Source organism: Emticicia sp. 21SJ11W-3, assembly GCF_024138715.1.
Lineage (GTDB): Bacteria > Bacteroidota > Bacteroidia > Cytophagales > Spirosomataceae > Emticicia > Emticicia fluvialis.
The window spans coordinates 2,499,699-2,520,290 of the sequence record NZ_CP092074.1 but is presented as its reverse complement, the minus strand read 5'-3'; the positions used below and the strand labels follow the sequence as shown (position 1 = coordinate 2,520,290).

Annotated in this window: 16 protein-coding genes; 5 read left to right on the top strand and 11 right to left on the bottom strand. The window is 41.9% G+C overall.

Annotated features, from left to right (window positions below; genetic code table 11):
* Window positions 1-211 precede the first annotated feature (211 nt).
* The 4 genes from MB380_RS10675 to MB380_RS10660 form a co-directional block, all read right to left on the bottom strand.
* A complete protein-coding gene (locus MB380_RS10675) occupies window positions 212-937 on the bottom strand; it encodes a LytTR family DNA-binding domain-containing protein (RefSeq protein WP_253535378.1) in 726 nt (241 codons plus the stop codon).
* A gap of 93 nt (window positions 938-1,030) precedes the next feature.
* Window positions 1,031-2,086 carry a sensor histidine kinase gene (locus MB380_RS10670; RefSeq protein ID WP_253535377.1) on the bottom strand — a complete coding sequence of 352 codons (1,056 nt, stop codon included), beginning with the start codon at window positions 2,084-2,086 and terminating at the stop codon, window positions 1,031-1,033.
* Between the two features lie 285 nt (window positions 2,087-2,371).
* Window positions 2,372-3,916, bottom strand: a complete 1,545-nt coding sequence (locus MB380_RS10665) for an MFS transporter (RefSeq protein ID WP_253535376.1) — start codon at window positions 3,914-3,916, stop codon at window positions 2,372-2,374.
* Between the two features lie 37 nt (window positions 3,917-3,953).
* The gene (locus MB380_RS10660) at window positions 3,954-5,681 is read right to left on the bottom strand and encodes an alpha-amylase family glycosyl hydrolase (RefSeq protein ID WP_253535375.1); all 1,728 of its coding nucleotides are present in this window, start codon (window positions 5,679-5,681) and stop codon (window positions 3,954-3,956) included.
* 170 nt (window positions 5,682-5,851) lie between these two features.
* Here MB380_RS10660 and MB380_RS10655 point away from each other — a divergent pair, with 170 nt between their 5' ends.
* The 3 genes from MB380_RS10655 to MB380_RS10645 all read left to right on the top strand — a co-directional run bounded on the left by MB380_RS10655 (window position 5,852) and on the right by MB380_RS10645 (window position 11,010).
* A complete protein-coding gene (locus tag MB380_RS10655) occupies window positions 5,852-7,729 on the top strand; it encodes a glycoside hydrolase family 13 protein (protein ID WP_253535374.1) in 1,878 nt (625 codons plus the stop codon).
* Between the two features lie 110 nt (window positions 7,730-7,839).
* The gene (gene pgmB, locus MB380_RS10650; protein WP_253535373.1) at window positions 7,840-8,493 is read left to right on the top strand and encodes a beta-phosphoglucomutase; all 654 of its coding nucleotides are present in this window, start codon (window positions 7,840-7,842) and stop codon (window positions 8,491-8,493) included.
* Window positions 8,494-8,688: 195 nt separating this feature from the next.
* Window positions 8,689-11,010: a family 65 glycosyl hydrolase domain-containing protein gene (locus MB380_RS10645; protein ID WP_253535372.1), complete on the top strand. Its 2,322-nt coding sequence runs from the start codon at window positions 8,689-8,691 to the stop codon at window positions 11,008-11,010.
* 87 nt (window positions 11,011-11,097) lie between these two features.
* On the opposite strand, the gene MB380_RS10640 is transcribed toward MB380_RS10645, so the two are convergent.
* The 5 genes from MB380_RS10640 to MB380_RS10620 all read right to left on the bottom strand — a co-directional run bounded on the left by MB380_RS10640 (window position 11,098) and on the right by MB380_RS10620 (window position 15,094).
* Window positions 11,098-11,652, bottom strand: coding sequence for a DinB family protein (locus MB380_RS10640; protein ID WP_101727017.1), 555 nt, complete (start codon window positions 11,650-11,652; stop codon window positions 11,098-11,100).
* A 46-nt stretch (window positions 11,653-11,698) separates the two neighbouring features.
* The gene (locus tag MB380_RS10635) at window positions 11,699-12,163 is read right to left on the bottom strand and encodes a DinB family protein (protein WP_253535371.1); all 465 of its coding nucleotides are present in this window, start codon (window positions 12,161-12,163) and stop codon (window positions 11,699-11,701) included.
* 122 nt (window positions 12,164-12,285) lie between these two features.
* On the bottom strand, window positions 12,286-13,110 hold the full coding sequence (locus MB380_RS10630; protein ID WP_253535370.1) for an enoyl-CoA hydratase-related protein: 825 nt from the start codon (window positions 13,108-13,110) through the stop codon (window positions 12,286-12,288).
* On the bottom strand, window positions 13,110-13,940 hold the full coding sequence (locus MB380_RS10625) for a hydroxymethylglutaryl-CoA lyase (RefSeq protein WP_253535369.1): 831 nt from the start codon (window positions 13,938-13,940) through the stop codon (window positions 13,110-13,112). Before MB380_RS10625 ends, MB380_RS10630 begins: the two co-directional genes overlap by 1 nt.
* 5 nt (window positions 13,941-13,945) lie before the next feature.
* On the bottom strand, window positions 13,946-15,094 hold the full coding sequence (locus MB380_RS10620; protein WP_253535368.1) for an acyl-CoA dehydrogenase family protein: 1,149 nt from the start codon (window positions 15,092-15,094) through the stop codon (window positions 13,946-13,948).
* Window positions 15,095-15,236: 142 nt separating this feature from the next.
* Here MB380_RS10620 and MB380_RS10615 point away from each other — a divergent pair, with 142 nt between their 5' ends.
* Complete coding sequence (locus MB380_RS10615; protein WP_253535366.1) at window positions 15,237-16,841, top strand: acyl-CoA carboxylase subunit beta; 1,605 nt, start codon at window positions 15,237-15,239, stop codon at window positions 16,839-16,841.
* 155 nt (window positions 16,842-16,996) lie between these two features.
* Here MB380_RS10615 and MB380_RS10610 read toward each other — a convergent pair whose 3' ends face one another.
* Together MB380_RS10610 and MB380_RS10605 are read right to left on the bottom strand one after the other, a co-directional pair.
* The gene (locus MB380_RS10610) at window positions 16,997-18,103 is read right to left on the bottom strand and encodes an MBL fold metallo-hydrolase (protein WP_253535364.1); all 1,107 of its coding nucleotides are present in this window, start codon (window positions 18,101-18,103) and stop codon (window positions 16,997-16,999) included.
* A gap of 11 nt (window positions 18,104-18,114) precedes the next feature.
* Entirely contained in the window at window positions 18,115-19,530 is a 1,416-nt protein-coding gene (locus MB380_RS10605; protein WP_253535362.1) for an aldehyde dehydrogenase family protein, read from the bottom strand.
* A 187-nt stretch (window positions 19,531-19,717) separates the two neighbouring features.
* Here MB380_RS10605 and MB380_RS10600 point away from each other — a divergent pair, with 187 nt between their 5' ends.
* Window positions 19,718-20,566, top strand: coding sequence for a helix-turn-helix transcriptional regulator (locus tag MB380_RS10600; protein ID WP_253535360.1), 849 nt, complete (start codon window positions 19,718-19,720; stop codon window positions 20,564-20,566).
* Window positions 20,567-20,592: the final 26 nt, after the last annotated feature.

Genomic DNA, 20,592 nt, shown 5'->3' with positions numbered 1-20,592 from the left:
CTTAAAGCTGTACCTGCACTTTTGATTAATGCTAAAAAAGTATTTAACTTTTAACTGGCATTTATCCTCATAATCCCACAGCATAAAGGGCAATCCAATATCATGTTTTCAATTACAGAGACGAATCTCTGACTGAAAAGGATGCACAATATTAATCATAACTAGAGGTGTTCTAAAATACTATCGACAAACTACCTGATTTTTGCGACATTTATTTACCTCCAATCCGACGCATTAATTCTTCGGAGAACTGCTCACTGACAGGTATCTGGTGCGTACCAATACTGATTTTTAAATTACGGATGGATTCAATCTTGTTGAGCGATACGATGAAAGATTTATGAACCCGCATAAACGGCAGTGTAGAAAGCTTTTCTTCTATGCCTTTCATGGTCATACGGGTAATGACAGGACGGCTCTGTGTAGCCAGAAATATCTTGATGTAGTCTTTTAGTCCTTCTATATAAAGTATATCGTTGTAGCGGATTTTAACCAGCGAATACTCAGCGTTTACAAAAAAATGCTCTTCAATAGTAACTGGCGACGGGGCCTGCTGGCTAACCGTTTTTAGTTGATACAACTCATGTGCACGGTTGCAGGCTTTCAGGAATCTTTCAAAAGAAACAGGTTTCAGCAGATAATCTATTACGTTCAGCTCAAAGCCTTCCAGTGCAAATTGTTCATAAGCCGTTATGAAAATAACCATAGGGTTGGTTACCAGGCTTTTCAAAAACTGCACACCAGTAATACCCGGCATTTGTATATCTAAGAAGAGTAAATCTATCTGGCGCGACTCTGCCTTTTCTTTCTGAATTAACTGTATGGCTTCAAAAGCATTTCTGCAACGCCCCACTAGCTCCAGATACGGCACTTGTCTTATGTTATCTTCCAGCAGGTCTAAAGCTAAGGGTTCGTCATCAATGGCTATACAACGCATATTCTAAATTTTTTTATTGATAATAAAAACTTAAGCCTATAGCGTAAGTTTTCTTTAATTTGGGTACAAACCTAAACAATTTAAGCCTGAAATTTATATGCTTTTAATTTCATAGGCTATATTTCGGGCTGTTTGTCTTAAATTCAATTTTAGCTCAGTTGTGTAAAAATTCTCTTTTTCTTCAACCTTTAGGGTGTGCTGTTCTGGGTATAGCAGCTCAAGCCTTCGTCTTACATTGGTAAGCCCAATGCCAGAAGCGCCATCTTTCACTTCCTGAATATCAGTATTAAACTTATTGGTAACTTTAAAGAACAACTGGTTATCAGCGGTTTTTAGCTCAACTCTGATAAATGGTTTTTCGATCATGCCTACGCCGTGCTTAAACGCATTTTCTACAAAAGGTACCAGCAGCATAGGCTCAATATTCTGGCTTAAAGAAATAGTATTGACATTGAAATCAATATCAATATAATCGCCAAATCTAAGTTTTTGCAAGTCAATATAGTTCTGAAGGTATTTTATCTCGTTTTCCAGCGATATCTGCTTATCGTCTTTTTCATAGAGCATATAACGCAGCAGGTCAGACATTTTAAGTAATACAGGCTCTACCAGGTTGGATTTCTTTCTGTTTAAAGCCACCAGGCTATTTAACAGGTTGAACATGAAGTGGGGCGATATCTGAGACCGCAGAAACGAAAGCTCCGATTTCAGGCGTTCAGTCTCATTGTCTCGCCTGATGCTTTGTTGTTTCTGGTAATCGGTAAAGAAACTGTACGAAGCACTAATGCCAAATATGTAAAGATATTGTATAAAACTGTTTACAAAAAATAAGGTTTGATTAACATCATACCCTACAAACCGGGTTCTGGCTAGGTATCTGCCCACTAACAAAGCAGCTATTACCAGAAACAGAAAAATAAAGTACCGAATAGGCTTTTGCTTATATACCTTCGGAAAAAGATACTCTGAATGAAAATAAAAAAGAACCACAGAAGACAGTGACACGTAAGCCCAGTAATAATAGTTGATGTAAGGGTTAACCTGTGGTCTGGACGTATCGCGCTGTAATGCATTTATCTGTGGCAATGCTGCATAACCCAGCCACAGAATAACATGAAAAAATACAAGCAAATATTTATTATTAAACATTTGCTTCAGTCCTCGACCTTTAAAAATGCGAAAACCTCGTCTGTATATATATCCGTTTTTTAACATTTGCGCCGGTTTATAAAACAATTTAGAACTATTAAATGGAATTAATTTCGATTTAAGATAAAGCCGTAAGTAAGCAAGACCATCATTATAATTGTATAGACTTGCCTGCAATGGTTTATTTGTTTTCAGGGTATGCGAGCCGTTTTTCAAAAAAAACTTCAAAACTACCTGTTTTTCTCGACTTTTTGGGTGCATAACGCGCTCCCAAGCCAAGGGTCGTTAGTCTTTATCTTCTACCCTGAGCGACAGTAAACCAGCCAGTATCATAGACGCGCCTCCGAGCACAATTGTATACATGGTATTGGCATGAAATACCTTCATGGTAAAGAAGCCCAGAATAGTTGCCGCCACAATTTGGGGTATAACAATAAAAAAATTGAAAACACCCATATAATAACCCATTTTGTTGGCTGGCAATGACCCTGAAAGGATGGCATAAGGCATAGACAAAATACTTGCCCAGGCAATGCCTACCATACCCATAGAAACCACAATCAGGTTTGGATTTGTAATAAAAGAAATTGAAATTAGCCCCAGCCCACCAATAATCAGGCATATCATGTGGGTTATTTTTCTATTGGTTCGTGCCGCAATAAGCGGAATAATGAAAGCAAACAACGCCGCAATGCCATTACGAACACTTGAGCATACATTCAGCCAGTCGGCGCCATCGTTATATTGCTGCCTTACGCGTTGCAATTCAGCAATTTCGCTGGCAGATAACTGATTTTCTTTATTGGCTTCAAAATAATTGGCAAGGTTAACCGAAATAACAACCGGGTTTTCGCTGGCTCTGTATTCTCTTATTTCGTTAATATCAGCCTGTAATGACCTGTACGTTTTTGTTTCTTTGCTGCTTAACTGTGCCGACTGTAATTTTTGTTGAAGTAAAACCTCCATTTTATCTACCAGGGCTTTGTCTACGGCCATGTTATACTGTGTGCTGGTAATGGCATTTGTACTGTATATCCACATCGCAAAAAGGCCAAACCATGTAAAAAACTGCACAAAAGCCAGTTGGGTCATGGTTTTGGGCATTTTAAAAATACCCATAAAGGTTTCCTGAAAACCATGCCTGAACCCTTTACTTTTGGCCTCTTTCTTAAATTCTTCTATACTTTCGGGCGGAAACTCATCGGTTGTAAAAACGGTGTAGAAAACAGCAATAAGAAAAGCCAGGCCACCGATATAAAAACTATATTTAACCGAATCGGGGATTTCTCCGGCCGGTGCAGTATTGCTGAAATGAAACCAGTTGGTAAATATCCACGGTAAAAGTGCCGCAATTACCGACCCAACACCTATGAAAAAGCTCTGCATAGCAAAACCGGTGGTGCGTTGTCTGGCACTGAGTTTGTCGCCTACAAAAGCCCTGAAGGGCTCCATTGAGATATTAATTGAGGCATCCAGTATCCAGAGCATCCCGCCGGCAATCCATAAAACCGGAGAATTGGGCATTACAAACAAAGCCATTGCAGCCAGAATGGCGCCAATGAAGAAAAAAGGTCGGCGACGGCCCCAGTAAGGGTGCCAGGTTCTGTCGCTAAGATACCCGATTATAGGCTGAACAATCAGCCCTGTAACTGGTGCGGCAATCCAAAGCAATGGTATTTCGTCTTTATTGGCACCGAGGGTTTCAAAAATACGGCTCACATTTGAGTTTTGTAGCTCGAATCCGAACTGGATACCGAAAAAGCCAAAACTCATGTTCCATATTTGCCAGAACGATAGTTGCGGCTTGTCTTTGTTGACAGTCGTTGCCATTGTTAGTTTAGGGTTGGTAGGTATTTTACGCTTGTTTTTACTGTGTAATCTCAAAAATCAGGACACTGTTCTTTCCAATTTCAACATCAATTTTATACGGCACCACATTTTTCAATACCTGTTTGTTTCCAAAAACGCCTGTAAAAGTGCAGTGGCTGTTGGTATCAATCTGCATCATTTCTAAAGCACCCTGGGGGATATTGATTGATGTTGAATATGAATTTTCCAAGTCAAAGTTGCAAATAAACAATAATTTTTGTTTATCTGTAAATCTTAGGTAACTAAATATTTTATTGCCGTTATAGTTGCGCGACAGCCCACCGCTGTTTACGTACTGCAAATCATAAAAATGCCCGTATTTTACTGCATCGCTATCATTGACCAATTGTAGCAGGTCTTCATAAAACTGTCTTATTTTCTTTTGTTCGGCTGAAAGCCTGCCCCCATCATATTTATGATTATTAACCCAGTTCTGAAACTCAGGCACGCCCCAGTAATCAAAAATTGTGGTTCGGCCATCATCTCCGCTGAATCCCTCCTGCCCCTGTGGGTTTACACCCAATTCCTGTCCAAAATACAACATAACCGGCCCGGTATGCAATGTTGCACTAACCAGCATTGCCGGGAAGGCCCTGCTGGCATTGCCGGCAAAAAATCTGGAGGCAATACGGTGTTCGTCATGGTTTTCAAGAAACCTCAGCATCCGGTTAGAAAAATGCCCCGATTCCTGCTGCCATACTCGGGTAATATCATTGGCATTTCCGTGTCCTTCTATTAATCTTCTCAGGCTGTCGTACAGCCCTACCTTGTCGTACAAATAATCAAATTTACCCTCAAATATATATGACCCATAAGCCCCCGGATTATAGATTTCAGCAATGAAAATAACTTCAGGAAAACGCTGCTTTACTTCTGGTATTACCCAACCCCAAAACTCCTTCGGTACCATTTCTGCCATATCGCACCTGAAACCATCTATGCCTTTGGCTGCCCAGAAAAACAGTATCTCTCTCATTTTTAACCAGGTAGAGGGTATCGGGCTAAAATGCGTTGCTCTGTGGTTCAGGTAATCTACTCCATAGTTCAATTTTACGGTCTCAAACCAGTCATTAATACCCGGATTCGCCCAAAATACGTCATTACCGGTAGCTTTTGCCGGATATTCATAATATGGCTCTGTTACCTCAACCGGAGGATGCACGTCAGCCGGAATAATTAGCGGTTGGTCTGGTATATAATAAAAGTTATTGTCGGCTGCAAAATGCAGGGTTTTATCGTCATCAAAGCCAAAATCAGCTACGCCGGCAGGTTTGGTGTCAGACAGATAATTGCGAGCCACATGGTTGGGTACAAAATCAATAATTACTTGCAGGCCGTTTTTATGTGTTCTCTCAATCAGGTTTTCAAACTCCTGCATACGGTTTTCAACATCTTCGGCCAGGTCTGGGTCAACATCATAATAATCTTTTATGGCGTACGGCGACCCGGCTATTCCTTTTACAACCAGCGGATTATCTTTGGCTATGCCATAAGCCGTATAGTCAGTCATGGTAGCGTGTTCAATTATACCTGTAAACCAAACATGCGAAATGCCGAATTGCTTTAGTGCCTCAAGGGCTTTGGTGTTGATGTCATTAAATTTACCGCATCCGTTTTCATACAGACTTCCATTGGTTTTGTTAGTTGTATTGGTGTTGCCAAACAAACGGGTGTATATCTGGTAAATAACAAGTTTATCTGTGGCAGATTCTGGAACTTCTTTCAATTGGGTCATTGGTTAACTGATTGTGCCGAACACCACACTAATGGTTTAGCAGAGATGTCCATTTTAATTTGCAAATATTCAATTTAATGTGTTTTCAAATCTAAGGAGTATTTTTTTATGAAAAAACCATTGTTTATGTTATTTTGCCGTACGAACGAAACAATTAACCTATGAAATCAGTACTTAAACCTATTATCCTTATTTTCATTCAATGGTTGTTATTTTATTCGGTTTATGCCCAAAAGCCGGAAATACAACGCATTAACCCCACTAACTGGTGGGTGGGCATGAAAAACCCCCAAGTGCAGCTTTTAATTTATGGAAAAAACATTGCCGGGCATTCGGTGACACTCCAGCCCTATGCCGGAGTAAAGATTACCAAAACCCATAAGGTAGAAAACACCAATTACCTGTTTGTTGATTTACTGATAGCCCCCCAGACAAAACCGGGTAACCTGACCTTCCGAATAGGCTCCGGTGCTAATACCAGCCGCATAAACTATGAGCTGAAAAAGCGTACTGCCAGGCCACAGACCATCACACAGGCCGATGCTATTTATCTGTTAATGCCTGACAGGTTCTCGAACGGTGATGAAAGCAACGATAAGTTTGCCGACATGATAGACACCAGTGCCAACCGTAAGAACCCCTGGCTAAGGCACGGTGGAGATTTGCAGGGTGTTATTAACCACCTGGATTATTTTAAAGAACTAGGTGTTACTACCCTGTGGCTAACCCCCGTGGTAGAGAATAACCAGCCAGTTACCAACGAGGGCGGAAGTATGCGCAGTGCGTATCATGGCTATGGTTTTACCGACCATTATCATGTAGATAAACGCCTGGGCGGTAATGAAACCTACCTTCAAATGATTGAAGCAGCTCATAAAAAAGGCTTAAAAATAGTGCAGGACGCCGTTTATAATCATGTCGGTATTAACCATTGGTTTCTGAAAGACATACCGGCAAAAGACTGGCTTAATCAATGGGATACCTACACCAATACTTCTTACAAAGACCAGCCTATTTTTGATATTCATGGGTCGGTGTATGATAAATCTGTTACTTCTAACGGCTGGTTTGTGCCTTTTCTGCCAGATTTGAACCAGCGGAACCCTTACGTAGCTAATTTCCTGATTCAGCATGCGCTCTGGACCATTGAGTATTTTAATATTGACGGCTGGCGGATTGATACCTACATTTACAACGATCTGCATTTTATGAACCGCTGCAACAAGGCGATTCTTGACGAACACCCGGATATGCTGCTTTTTGGTGAATCTGCGGTTGGTACCGTAGTTAGTCAGGCGTATTTTACCAAAAACAATTTTAATATTCCGTTTAAATGCAACCTGCCGTCGAGTTGCGACTTTCAGGTGCAGAATGCCATCAATACCGCTTTGAATGAAAGGTTTGGTTGGAACGAAGGCGTCAATCGTTTGTATCAGGTTCTGGCTCAGGACCTCGTCTACCAAAACCCTGAACGTCTGGTGCCTTTTGTAGAAAACCACGACAGCGACCGTTTCTTTTCAATCATAGGCGAAGACCTCAACAAATATAAAATGGGGCTAACGTGGTTATATACCATCAGGGGGATTCCGCAATTGTATTACGGAACAGAAATACTCATGAAAAACTTCAAAAACCCGACTGATGCAGAAGTGCGCAGGGATTTTCCGGGCGGGTGGAAAGACGATACCGAAAATAAATTTTTGGCGTCTGGTAGAAGCCCTAAAGAAAATGAGGCATTTGAATGGAATAAAAGATTATTGAATTACCGCAAAAACTCTGCCGCCCTTACCCTTGGAAAAATGATGCAGTTTTTACCGGTTGACGGCGTTTACGTATATTTCAGATACACAGATAGCCAAAAAGTAATGGTAATCAGTAATACTAATGCCGCAGAGAAGGAATTAAAAACCCGGCCTTTTGCAGAAATATTGAAAACCGGGAGTTCGGCCAGAAATGTAATGACTGATGAAATACTTACAGACCTGACATCGATAAAAATTGCCCCTATGACAGCCCTTGTGCTAGAAATAAACCATTGACGTTCGATAAGTTTTTCTGACATTTTATTAAAGGCAGAACAGCTAATTTAAAACTATTCCTTATTTTGCAGTTCAGCACTTTTTGTGTGGTATTTTAACAGCATAAAAGCATGATAAAAGCGTTTTTGTTTGATTTAGACGGAGTTATTGTAGATACCGCCATTTACCATTATCAGGCATGGCGCCAGATGGCCAACGACCTGGGTTTTGATATTACTGAAGAATTTAACGAAAAACTGAAAGGCATCAGCCGGATGGAATCGCTGGATATTATTTTGCAACATGGCCATTTGCAATTGAGCGAAGAAAGGAAAAACGAACTTGCCACACGTAAAAACGAAAACTACCTGCAACTGGTGAGTAAAATGACGCCCGCCGATATTCTGCCGGGTGTTACCGATTTTTTTACGCAATTAAAGAAAAACAATATTAAAACCGCTTTGGGTTCGGTAAGTAAAAATGCAGGTTTGATTCTGGAGCGCATCGGGATGCTTAATGATTTTGATGCCATTATAGACGGCAACAAAATTGCCAAGGGTAAACCAGACCCCGAGGTGTTTCTGAAAGGCGCAGAAGAACTGGGGGTATCCCCCGCCGAATGTCTGGTCTTTGAAGACGCAGTAGCAGGTGTTGAAGCCGCAAAAGCCGGCGGCATGAAAGCCGTGGGAATAGGCAAAAAAGAGGTTTTAACAAAAGCCGATATAGTAGTTGAAAATCTGGCTGGAGTGGATATCAGGATGCTTATCGATGATCTGAACAGATAATATCAGCGTCATTAGCTGATACGTAATTAAAGTATAATACTTTCAATACTTTTTATAAGTGTATTTGCCCTGCCAGCCATTGAAAAGATTTGTGCCCTCAGACAAGTACCTTGAATGACCATACGTAAAAAAGGCTAGTAACCCATTTAGAGTAGATAAATTATAAAATCAGGCGCTGGTGCGCTTACTAAACCTATGAAAAACTACATTGTCCATAACGATTGGTGCATTATTGAAGATGGTTTTCATCCAGAATTTAACGAAATAACTGAAAGCCTCATGAGCCTCGGGAATGGCCGTATGGGCGGCAGAGGCAATTTTGAAGAAAGGTACTCGGGTAAAACCCTGCAGGGAAACTACGTGGCCGGGGTCTGGTATCCTGACAAAACACGTGTAGGCTGGTGGAAAAACGGGTACCCTAATTATTTTGCCAAAGTTCTGAACGCCTGCAACTGGACAGGCATAGACCTGGAAATAGATGGCGAAGTGCTAGACCTTGCCAGATGCGAGGTACGTGAGTTCAGAAGGGTACTCAATATGCAGGAAGGAACCTTGGAGCGGTCGTTCATTGCCGATTTTCCGTCCGGTAAATCAGTAAAAATAAATGCGGTACGTTTCTGTAGCCTGGAAGATGATGAGGCCGGGGCCATCAGGTATTCTATTACCCCTCTCAACTTTTCTGCTTACGGCAAACTGACTATTTCGCTCGATGGCGACATTTACAATAAAGATTCAAACCACGGAGAACAATTCTGGAACGAAATAAGTAAAGAAACTGGCCACGGAGAAGGATACCTGACACTGGAAACCAAACAATCAAAATGGGACACAGTGCCTGTTTTTCAGGTTTGCACCGGTATGAAATTTGATTTCTGCCAGAGCGGAAAGCTGGTTGATTTGCAAACACTGCCCATCAAAAAAGAAAAATATGTTGCCAACGAGGTAAAAGTATTTTTTAAGCTGAACGAAGAAACACTTATATGCAAGTTTGCGGTAAATCTATCATCTGAAAACTACGCCGTAGAAAACCTGACAGCCGAGGCCAAAAAGTATCTGGACAGAATTTCAAAAAAAGGATTTTCTCAGATGCTTGAAGAACAAAAACTAGCCTGGAAAAAGAAATGGGAGCATAACGATATCCAGATTGCCGGTGATGTGGCCGCCCAACAGGGTATCAGGTTTAATATTTTCCATTTACAGCAAACGTATACAGGGCAGGATGCCAGACTGAACATTGGACCCAAAGGCTTTACCGGCGAAAAATACGGCGGCTCTACCTATTGGGATACCGAGGCTTATTGCCTGCCTTTTTATCTGGCTACCTCAGAGCAGATGGTTGCCCGGAATCTACTGGTCTATCGGCATAAACACCTCAAAAAAGCCATTGAAAATGCTGAAAAACTCGGCTTTACAAATGGAGCAGCCCTGTACCCAATGGTAACCATGAATGGCGAAGAATGCCATAATGAATGGGAAATTACCTTTGAAGAAATACATCGTAACGGCGCTATTGCCTATGCCATTTATGACTACGTAAACTACACCGGCGATAAAAACTACCTGACAGAATACGGGCTTGAAGTACTGATTGGCATAGCCAGATTCTGGTCTCAGCGCATAAACTGGTCTGGTGCGCTGCAAAAATATGTAATGCTGGGTGTAACAGGGCCAAATGAATACGAAAACAACGTCAATAACAACTGGTACACGAATTATATTGCTGTATGGTGCCTCAAATATACCCTGGAAGCCATAGAAATCGTGAAGGCCTCTGAGACTTCTTATTCAGCTTTGGTAGAATTGACAGCCTTTGATGAAGAAGTTGAAACCGCCCGCTGGAAAGATATTATTGAGAAAATGCACTTTCCGTATGATGCCGGACGGCGGGTTTACCTGCAACAGGATGGTTTTCTTGACAAAGAATTACTGACTGTGCATGATATTGCACAGCACAGGCCAATAAATCAGAAATGGTCGTGGGACAGAATCCTGCGTTCCTGCTTTATAAAACAGGCAGACGTTCTGCAGGGTCTGTATTTCTTTGAAGATGATTTTTCTATTGATGAAATTGAAAGAAATTTTGATTTCTACGAACCAATGACCGTTCATGAGTCTTCACTTTCGCCTTGTGTGCATGTTATTCTGGCAGCCAAACTGGGTAAAAAAGAAAAAGCCTATGAAATGTACGTAAGAACCGCGCGCCTTGACCTGGATGATTACAATAACGACACCGAAGACGGCCTGCATATTACCTCAATGGCCGGTACCTGGATGTCTGTCGTAAAAGGTTTTGGTGGTATGCGCGTAAAAGATGGGATGCTTTCGTTCAGTCCGTATTTACCAGAGCAGTGGCAAAGTTTTTCATTTATTATAGGTTTCCGCCAGAATTCGCTCAAAGTGTCTATCTACCCCGGGCAAATTGCCATCGAAAACCTATCAGAAACCGCCATTAACGTTTTGGTGAATGGTAGTATGGTAAGCATCAATGGTTCTGAGACTGTAGAACTGGCCCATTAAAATATGTAGTACCGTTGGCCAACACTGGGCAACCCATAAAAACAAAAAGAGGCCTGAAAGCCTCTTTTTGTTTTTTATAAATCTTCATTAATACTCGTCGCCAAATTCATCACTAAAATAGCGGCTGCTTGGTGCGTCTTCCTCATCATCAAATTTGCTCGCTTTCGGAGCCATTTTTTTCAGAATACCTATCTGCCCGTTATGGTACAAATCATGGTTAATAATACCATGCAGCAGGGTATAGAAATCATATTCGCTACCCGGCACAATTTCCAGCAGAAAACTATCATCTTTTTCTTCCAGACTATTCATTAATTCATCATGGCTCAGCGTCAATTCCATCTGAAGGGTCTCCCACTCAAACTCGTCAATCTCTTTTAAATTACCCCAGTTTTGCTTCTCAGTTTTGATGTCAAAATCCGCTTCACCCTGAATCTTCTTTAACACGAAGATTCTCCAGGTGGTCATATGGTAAACTAATTCAGCAATAGTATGAATTCCTTTCTGACGCGCTCCGGCGATTTTAGGCTTTATATCTTTGACATTCTCCAACACAGACGGACCATGCCACGAGCCACCATGAAAAGCGGCATTCAATAAAGTTTTAATTCTGTCTATTTCTTTTGTTTGTAGTTCTTCCATTATCTTATAAATCTATTCTATTTTTTCTTTAGTAAAAGGCTGGCTATTATTCCCAAAGCACCCAAATCATACCTAAATGGTAAGTATCGTGCTGTATAAGGCCGGTAAGCAACTTATAATAGTCGTAATCCTGCCCGGGTACCAGCTTAACAAGCAGGGTATCGTCAAATTCATCAAGTTTATTCAGCAATGCTTCCTGATTTACCCGCAGTTGCTCAACCAGCCTTGGCCAGTTGCTTTTGATGATATCCTCCTCGGTGCCATAGTTGTCTTCATCATTTACCAGATCATACCTGATGTTGCCATCCAGTTTTTCCAGAACAAACTTTCTCCAGGCTCCTAAATGGTACACTATCTGACAAATAGTATGTTTGGAGTATTCTTTCTTCACATCAACCACATCTAAAGACATGGAGTTCATAAATTCCATAACAGACGGCCCATGCCAGGCATCTCCTCTGAAAACAACATCCAAATTGTCGATAATCCTATCAAGCTCATTACGATTCATAAGCGCCACTCTTAATTTTCGCCAAAAATAGCATTTAATTTCCGCACTGCAAATTTGCGGAAAAAGGAAAGACGCGAATTGTTAGCTATTATAAAATATTTATGAAATTTACCGGGTTCATTTCACTTGTTTTGCCACACAGGTGGTCTTTTATCTTTAAAAGCAAGTATTCCCTCCTGTGCATCGGCCGAATCACGTATTTCTTTCAGCAAACCCAAAAGAAATTGATTTTGTTCATTTTCAGGTACATTTGCTAATTGATGATAAGCCTCTATTCCTTTTCTGATGGCATAAGGCGACCCACTCAGGATGGTCTCAATCAATGCATTAGTATCAATATCAATGCTGTCAGCAGTTGATAAATGTGTAACAATCCCTAAATCAAACGCCTCTTTGGCTGTGTACTTGCTGCCAAGTATAGACAGCTCCAGTACCTTTCGCGGTGGCATGATTTTCAATAATGCAGCCATTACCTGCATCGGAAAAACCCCTCTTTTTACTTCAGGCAAACTAAAGTTTGCCTCTTGTGTGGCTATCACAAATGTGCAACCACCTGTTATCAAAAATCCACCTGCCAGCACATCGCCTTTAACAATGGCTATACTTGGTTTATAAAGAGACTTAAACACATCGCCCAGCGTAACTTCCCTGTCCAAAGCTGGTAATTGTGTATTTACCACATCCAGCAGGGGGTTCTGAAAAACATGCAAATCCATACCCCCACAAAAAACGGGTCCTTCAGCCTGCAATACAACGCACCAGATGGTATCATTTGCCTGGGCATAAGCAATTGCCAGGGCCATTTCGTGCACCATGGTCGGGGTAAAGGCATTCCGTTTTTCCGGTCGGTTAAGCGTAATACTAAAGACATTATTTTTTTGTTCTGTCTTTATCAGCATTAAATCAATATCAGGAAAACGTGCCACGTCTGCATCTGAAAAATACATCAGTTAATCAGGTTTTGGAAAGCTAATTTAAGCAAATTGATTGAGTTATAGTCAGTTTCCGACTTGAAATTAACTAAATTTTCGGTTGGCATATTGCCAACCAGCTCATCAGCGGCCATCGGGCACCCACCATATCCAAGCAAAGCTCCGTCGAATCTCCTGCATCCGGCATCATAAGCGCTTTCAATTTTTTCTTTCCAGGTCTCAGGCGTGGTGTGCAGATGCGCGCCGAATTCAAGTTCCGGATAATGCAGAATCAAATTTCCGAACAAATAGCTGATGGTTTCAGGATTTGCCACCCCGACGGTATCAGAGAGAGAGAAAATTTCTAATCCCAGTGTTTTCAGTTTTTGTATCCATTCCAAAACAATTTCGGCATTCCATTCATCGCCATAAGGGTTACCAAAACCCATTGATATATAAGTTACCAGCTGCTTGTTGTTTTTTACACAAATTTCCTGAATGGCCTTTACCCTTTCCAGCGACTCGGCAATGGTAGCATTTGTATTTCTGAGCTGAAATGTCTCAGACACCGAAAACGGATACCCAAGATAAGTAATTGCCTCATATTGAGCGGCTTCTTGCGCACCACGCTCATTGGCAATAATAGCCAGTAATTTGGTGTCGGTTGCGGTAGTATTGAGGCCTGCTATAACCTGGCTGGTATCGGCCATTTGTGGAATTGCCTTGGGCGATACAAAGCTGCCGAAGTCGATGGTATCAAACAACCGGCTTGCAAGCAGTTGGTTAATGTATTCAATTTTTTTTTCAGTAGATATAAAGTGCTTTATTCCCTGAATGGCGTCGCGTGGGCATTCTATTATTTTCATGGCATTTATCTGGTAATTTCTCTCGCTATTACAACCTTTTGTATCTCAGATGTACCCTCACCAATAGTGCAAAGCTTGGCATCCCGGTAATATTTTTCAGCCGGATAATCCTTCGTATAACCGTAACCGCCATGTATCTGAACGCTTTCATTGGCTACTTCTACCGCGGTTTCAGAGGCAAACAACTTAGCCATGGCCGATAACTTAGTTACCGTTTGATGGTTATCTTTAAGAAAACCAGCTTTTCTTGTCAGTAGTTCAGCGGCTTCAATTTTGGTGGCCATTTCAGCAAGTTTAAAACTTACACCCTGAAAACTAACGATAGGCTTACCAAATTGTTCTCTTTGCTGTGCATACTTCAAGGCCGCATTTAGTGCACTTTTGGCAATGCCTAATGACAACGCGGCTATTGAAATACGGCCTCCATCGAGTATTTTAAGCGACTGCACAAAGCCTTCGCCTACTTTTCCAAGGATATGGTCTTTTGGCACGCGGCAGTTATCAAAAAACAGACAGGCGGTTTCACTGGCTCGCATGCCCAGTTTGTTTTCTTTCTTACCGGCTGAAAACCCGGGCGTGCCTTTATCGATAATAAAAGCCGTCATACCGTGCGAATCTCCTTTTTCTCCTGTGCGGGCAATAACCACGGCTACTTCAGAGCTGATGGCATGGGTAATAAAGTTTTTTGAGCCATTAAGCACAAAAAAATCGCCATCTTCAATGGCCGTAGTGGCCATTCCTCCGGCATCAGAGCCTGTTCCGGTTTCAGTAAGGCCCCATGCGCCAATCCATTGGCCGGTTGCCAGTTTAGGCAGGTATTTCTGCTTCTGTGCTTCGTTTCCGAAAGTGAGTATATGATTGGTGCATAATGAGTTATGCGCCGCTAACGAAAGCCCGATTGAACCGCAAACCTGTGATACTTCATCAATTATGCTGATGTACTCCTGATACCCAAGACCTGAGCCTCCGAAGGTTTCAGGTACCAGCACACCCATAAAACCATATTCACCCATTTTGTGGAACAACTCTGTGGGAAAAACCTGTGCTTCGTCCCACTCCATAACATGTGGGCGTATATAGTTTTCGGCAAAGTCTTTAGCGCTTTGCCTGATCATTTCTAACTGCTGGTCTGTATCAATTCCAAAAACTGTCATATCTTTATAAAGGTTTGTTGATAAATTAGTTGCAATACTAATTATTTTTTTGACAACTATTTAACATCTTTGCAATTAAATTGTTAAATACTAAGAAATAATATTAATATTTTGTTCCACTAAAGTTAAAGAATAAGCGATTATGCAAAATATAGAGACATTGATAGAAGAATTGCACCTGAAGACAGAACAAATAAAACTGGGTGGTGGTTTGAAAAAAATTCAGGCGCATAAGGCAAAAGGCAAAATGACTGCCCGCGAAAGAATAGAATACCTGATAGATAAAGAAACAGAATTGACAGAATTTGGGGTATTTGCAGGCGACGGTATGTACGAGGAAGACGGTGGATGCCCGAATGGTGGTGTGGTTTGCGGCATTGGCTATGTAAGCGGCAAAATGTGTGTGATTGTATCAAACGATGCTACGGTGAAAGCCGGTGCGTGGTTTCCGATAACAGCTAAGAAAAACCTGCGAGCGCAGGAAATTGCCATGGAAAACCAACTGCCCATTATTTATCTGGTCGATTCGGCCGGTGTGTACTTACCCATGCAGGCAGAGGTTTTTCCTGACAAAGAGCATTTCGGGCGGATATTCAGAAACAATGCCCAAATGTCGTCAATGGGTATCCCACAGGTAGCGGCCATTATGGGTAGTTGTGTAGCTGGCGGGGCTTATTTACCCATTATGTCAGACTACGCACTGATTGTTGAAGGCACTGGGTCTGTTTTTCTGGCTGGCTCTTACCTGGTTAAATCATCTATCGGCGAAGACATCGATAATGAAACGCTGGGCGGCGCTAGTACACATTCTGAAATCTCGGGTGTTACCGACAACAAATTTCCTGATGATAAATCATGCCTGGATGAAATCAGAAAGATATTTGATAAAATGGGCCATAACCCCAGGGCTGGTTTCGACAGAAAGGCAGCCGTTTTGCCTAAAAAAGACCCGAAAGAAATCTATCAGATTCTACCCGCCGACCGTTCAAAACCTTATGATATGGTAGAGATTATTGAGCGTATAGTAGATAACTCTGAATTTGACCAATACAAAAAAGGCTACGGGCAAACGCTATTGTGCGGGCTGGCAAGAATTGATGGCTGGGCTGTAGGCATTGTGGCTAATCAGCGCAAAATAGTGAAATCAAAAAAAGGCGAAATGCAGATGGGCGGGGTTATTTACTCCGACAGCGCCGATAAAGCCGCCCGGTTTATTATGAACTGCAATCAGCAGAAAATACCTTTGGTTTTTTTGCAGGATGTAACCGGCTTTATGGTAGGTAGCCGCTCTGAACATGGCGGTATTATTAAAGACGGCGCCAAAATGGTGAACGCCATGGCCAACTCAGTAGTGCCAAAGTTTACGTTTATTGTGGGTAATTCTTACGGGGCAGGTAACTATGCCATGTGTGGCAAAGCCTATGACCCCCGCCTGATTTACTCTTGGGTAACCGGCCAGATGGCTGTCATGAGCGGTGCATCTGCTGCCAAAACACTATTGCAGATACAACAGGCTACATTAAAAGCTAAGGGAATTGACATTACAACCGAGAAAGAACAGGAGTTACTGAATACCATTACCGACAGATATAACTCTCAGCTTAGCCCTTATTATGCCGCAGCAAACCTATGGGTAGATGGCGTAATTGACCCGCTGGAGACACGTAAAATTATATCAGCAGGTATTGAAGCCGCCAACCATGCCCCTATTACCAGGCGATACAATGTTGGGGTGATACAAACCTGAAGTTTATCTATCTAATATAGTTTTTGCATTTTAGTTTCCCCTCCTTTATTGAAGGAGGGGTGGCTATTTATTGAAGAAAGGCACGAAAATTGACGGGGCTGATTTATGGCGCTACATTAACTACCAATAAGCCTTAGCAGGGTTCATAAAACTCCTCACACGCGCCACCAAGCCCTTTCAGGATACTTTTCACCTAAAACTACCGGTTCGCCTATCATAGGGGTAGTTACAGGCAGGTTAAGCTTTTGGGCAGCCGGCATTAATCGCTCAATGGGTTCATACCAGCGGTGGTTAGCCAGAACAAACTTTGCCCAATGCACAGGCAACAAAAGCCTTGCGTTCAGGTCAATTGCTGCCTGTGCCGTTTGCTCCGGAAACATGTGTATATAAGGCCAGTCTTCACCATATTGCCCGTTTTCAATCATGGCAATATCAAACGGGCCATACTTATCTCCTATTTCTTTAAAATGGGTGTCGTAGCCAGAGTCTCCACCTAAAAACAAACGGTAACCATGCATATTTACTATAAAGGCCGACCAAAACGTTTTGCCTCTGGTAAGGCTGCGGCCTGAAAAATGCCTGGCAGGGGCAGCAATAATTTCTATGTCTCCGGCAACCTGGTGTTTATCCCACCAGTCAAGCTCCACAATTTTTGCGGGGTCAACACCCCAGTACTCAAGATGAGAACCCACACCCAACGAAACATAGAATTTTTTCACTTTGGGTATAAATTCAAGAATGGTCTTGTAATCCAGATGGTCGTAGTGGTCATGCGACAAAAACATCATGTCAATTGCAGGAAACTCACCCACTTTATATGCATCAGTACCATTAAAAGATTTTACAAAGCCCCCTACCGGAGAAGCCGCACCACTGAAAACCGGGTCAATCAGAATGGTTATATCTTTAGATTTAATGAAATAAGATGAATGACCAAACCAAACAATAGTGGGCGAATCTGCTTTCAGGTTTATCAAATCTGTTTTGACCGATGGAATTACCGCAGATGGTTTGGTATCTTTTGGTCTGCTAAAAGTATTCTGAAGCATCTTCATGTAAGATGCCTCTTTGCGCATTACGGCGGTAGGTGATAGATTCTGAAACGAATCATTCTTGTAATGAGGCGAACGAAGGATTCTTTTGAGCCTTAGGCCAAAGGGGTTTTTCCCGAAAAATTTCTGACGCATAAATAGAATTGAACCAGTTGCCGACACGGTTATAAAGGCAGACAGAGCAATGAATGCCCTTCGTGAAAATTTCATATAATGGGTTTTTAAAGCCACTTAATCACCATATCAATCATCTTTTCTATCCGGCTGGTATATGGAGGATGGAACATACCGAAAGTTGAAAATTTGTTTTCAACCACCGCTTTTTTATTAGAAAATTCCTCGAAACCAAACTTGCCCGACGACTTCCCGATGCCTGAATTATTTACCCCGCCAAACGGCAGGTTGTTCTGTAAATAATGAATGGTGGTTTCATTGATAACCACAGCACCTGATGACGTATTATTCTGAAAATAATCAATATTGGCGCGCTTTTTACTGAATATATACAAGGCCAGCGGTTTTTCTCCCTCAGTTATGTATCTGACCACTTCTTCGTGCGACTCAAACTCCAGTATGGGTAGCACAGGGCCAAAAATCTCCTGCTGCATAACCTCCATGGCAGGGTTTACGTTGCTAACCAGTGTTGGCTCAATATAGTTCTCGGCAGCTATAGTATTTCCACCAACGGCAATTGTGGCCCCTTTGGCAAAAGCATCATCAATCAAACTTTTTATACGGCTAAAATGTCTGGCATTTACAATTCTGCAATAATCAACCGATTTCGCCACGTCATCACCATACATTTTTTTTATGTACTTATCTGCCTCTTCAATAAACCTGGCAGTTTGCGACCTGTGAATAAGAATATAATCGGGCGCAATGCAGGTTTGGCCATTGTTCAGAAATTTCTCGGCTGTTATGGTCTGGGCTGCCTTTTTTATATCGGCTGTTTCATCAATAATGGTGGGCGACTTGCCCCCCAGTTCAAGCGTAACCGATGCAAGGTACCTGGCAGCAGCCTGCATAACTACCTTACCAATAGCAGGGCTGCCCGTAAAAAATATGTGGTTAAAAGGCATACTTAGCAACACGGTTGCCACTGTGGCATCGCCTTCTACTACCGTAATTTCATCGGCCGGAAACAAGGCTTTTATCATTTCAGCTATCAGCTTTGAAGATTCAGGCACAAGCTCTGATGGCTTAATGATAACCGCATTACCAGCCGCAATTGCCTGCAGCAAAGGTTTTAGTGTCAGGTTAAACGGGTAATTCCAGGGGCTTACAATCAGGCAGTTACCTTTAGGCTCATGTACAATCTTGCTGGTAGTACCCATCATCTTTAGCGGTGTTTCAACACTTTCGGGCCTCATCCACTGGGCCAGATGTTTAATAATGTGCTTTCCTTCGCTTATAACCGGCATTACCTCGCTAATCTTCACCTCAACCCTATGCTTGCCGTAGTCTGCACTTAATGCCTCAGCAATGCGCTCCTGGTTGGCCAACATCCAGTCCATTACTTTTCTTATTTTCACTATGCGTTCTTTGGCAGTGGTTGCTGCTATACCGGCAAGGTTTTTCTTTTGTGCCTGAAACAAAGCAGATATGTCTGTTTCATTGGCTACATGCAGTTGGGTCATAAGGTTGTTGAGTTTATTGTGCACGAACAAAATTGAAAAAAATATCTTAAAAAGTTCAAAAAACTTTCAAAAACAAAACAATTTGGTGATTTGCTAAAATTTTTAGATATTCGGCAGGTAATTGAGCACCAATTACCTGCCACAACCAGGTGGCCAATCTGTTTTTTACACAATTGAGCAAGGCCAGATGTCTTTAATTAGTAATAACCTGAAATACCTGAGGCGCCTGAACGGATTGACACAAGAGCAGTTTGCTCAACGTATAGGCACCAAAAGAGCCAATGTTGGGGCTTATGAAGAAGAACGAGCCACCCCGCCTGTTGATACCCTGAAAACCATAGCCGGTCTTTTTGGCATTAGCGTAGACGATTTTGTACAGAAAGACCTGAAAAATCTGAGTGAAACCACCCTGATACCAATCGTCATTGATACCAGACAAGGCTCGCAGAACCTGTTCGATTTCCAGTCTGGAAACACCGAGCTGAAACCCGGCACGCCATCACAAAATAATTTATTCAACGCTTCAGGCCCGCATTCTTTTACTTCAGAGCCCAAACGAAGTGGCAATAATATACAACTCATACGCCGTTTTCAGTTTAACGAGTACCTTATGCGTAGTAAGGACGTCAGTTTTCTAAAAACCCTTACTGATTTCCAGTTGCCAACTTTACCTTTTGGTGAATACCGCGCCTTTGAAGCCACCGAAGATTTTGCCTTTGAGGGTGCCTTACTGATAGGCTCGCTGGTTAAAAACTGGTACGAAATAGCCGATGGCAAAAATTATGTGCTTGTTACCAAAGCGCACGGAATAATCTACCGGCGTGTGTATAATCAGGTAAAAATAAAAGGCACTTTGCTGTTGAGCTCTGATAACCAGCGTTTCCCGAGTATTGAAATTTCTATGAATGATGTGATTGAAACCTGGGAAATAAAAGCCTTTGTAAGCCAGGTTCTGCCTGAACCAAGTATCAGTTTCGACAAAGTGAACAATCTGGTTGATGAACTGAAATTTGAACTGGAAAGACTAAAAAAATAATCCTGAACGCCTAATTACCATTGCTT

What these genes read in the sequence shown, in the direction of transcription:
- MB380_RS10610 (WP_253535364.1), bottom strand. Translation starts at nt 18,103, where the DNA reads ATGAAATTTTCACGAAGGGCATTCATTGCTCTGTCTGCCTTTATAACC.
- MB380_RS10600 (WP_253535360.1), top strand. Translation starts at nt 19,718, where the DNA reads ATGTCTTTAATTAGTAATAACCTGAAATACCTGAGGCGCCTGAACGGA.
- MB380_RS10645 (WP_253535372.1), top strand. Translation starts at nt 8,689, where the DNA reads ATGAAAAACTACATTGTCCATAACGATTGGTGCATTATTGAAGATGGT.
- MB380_RS10675 (WP_253535378.1), bottom strand. Translation starts at nt 937, where the DNA reads ATGCGTTGTATAGCCATTGATGACGAACCCTTAGCTTTAGACCTGCTG.
- MB380_RS10640 (WP_101727017.1), bottom strand. Translation starts at nt 11,652, where the DNA reads ATGGAAGAACTACAAACAAAAGAAATAGACAGAATTAAAACTTTATTG.
- MB380_RS10655 (WP_253535374.1), top strand. Translation starts at nt 5,852, where the DNA reads ATGAAATCAGTACTTAAACCTATTATCCTTATTTTCATTCAATGGTTG.
- pgmB (WP_253535373.1), top strand. Translation starts at nt 7,840, where the DNA reads ATGATAAAAGCGTTTTTGTTTGATTTAGACGGAGTTATTGTAGATACC.
- MB380_RS10620 (WP_253535368.1), bottom strand. Translation starts at nt 15,094, where the DNA reads ATGACAGTTTTTGGAATTGATACAGACCAGCAGTTAGAAATGATCAGG.
- MB380_RS10635 (WP_253535371.1), bottom strand. Translation starts at nt 12,163, where the DNA reads ATGAATCGTAATGAGCTTGATAGGATTATCGACAATTTGGATGTTGTT.
- MB380_RS10670 (WP_253535377.1), bottom strand. Translation starts at nt 2,086, where the DNA reads ATGTTTAATAATAAATATTTGCTTGTATTTTTTCATGTTATTCTGTGG.
- MB380_RS10665 (WP_253535376.1), bottom strand. Translation starts at nt 3,916, where the DNA reads ATGGCAACGACTGTCAACAAAGACAAGCCGCAACTATCGTTCTGGCAA.
- MB380_RS10605 (WP_253535362.1), bottom strand. Translation starts at nt 19,530, where the DNA reads ATGACCCAACTGCATGTAGCCAATGAAACAGACATATCTGCTTTGTTT.
- MB380_RS10630 (WP_253535370.1), bottom strand. Translation starts at nt 13,110, where the DNA reads ATGTATTTTTCAGATGCAGACGTGGCACGTTTTCCTGATATTGATTTA.
- MB380_RS10615 (WP_253535366.1), top strand. Translation starts at nt 15,237, where the DNA reads ATGCAAAATATAGAGACATTGATAGAAGAATTGCACCTGAAGACAGAA.
- MB380_RS10625 (WP_253535369.1), bottom strand. Translation starts at nt 13,940, where the DNA reads ATGAAAATAATAGAATGCCCACGCGACGCCATTCAGGGAATAAAGCAC.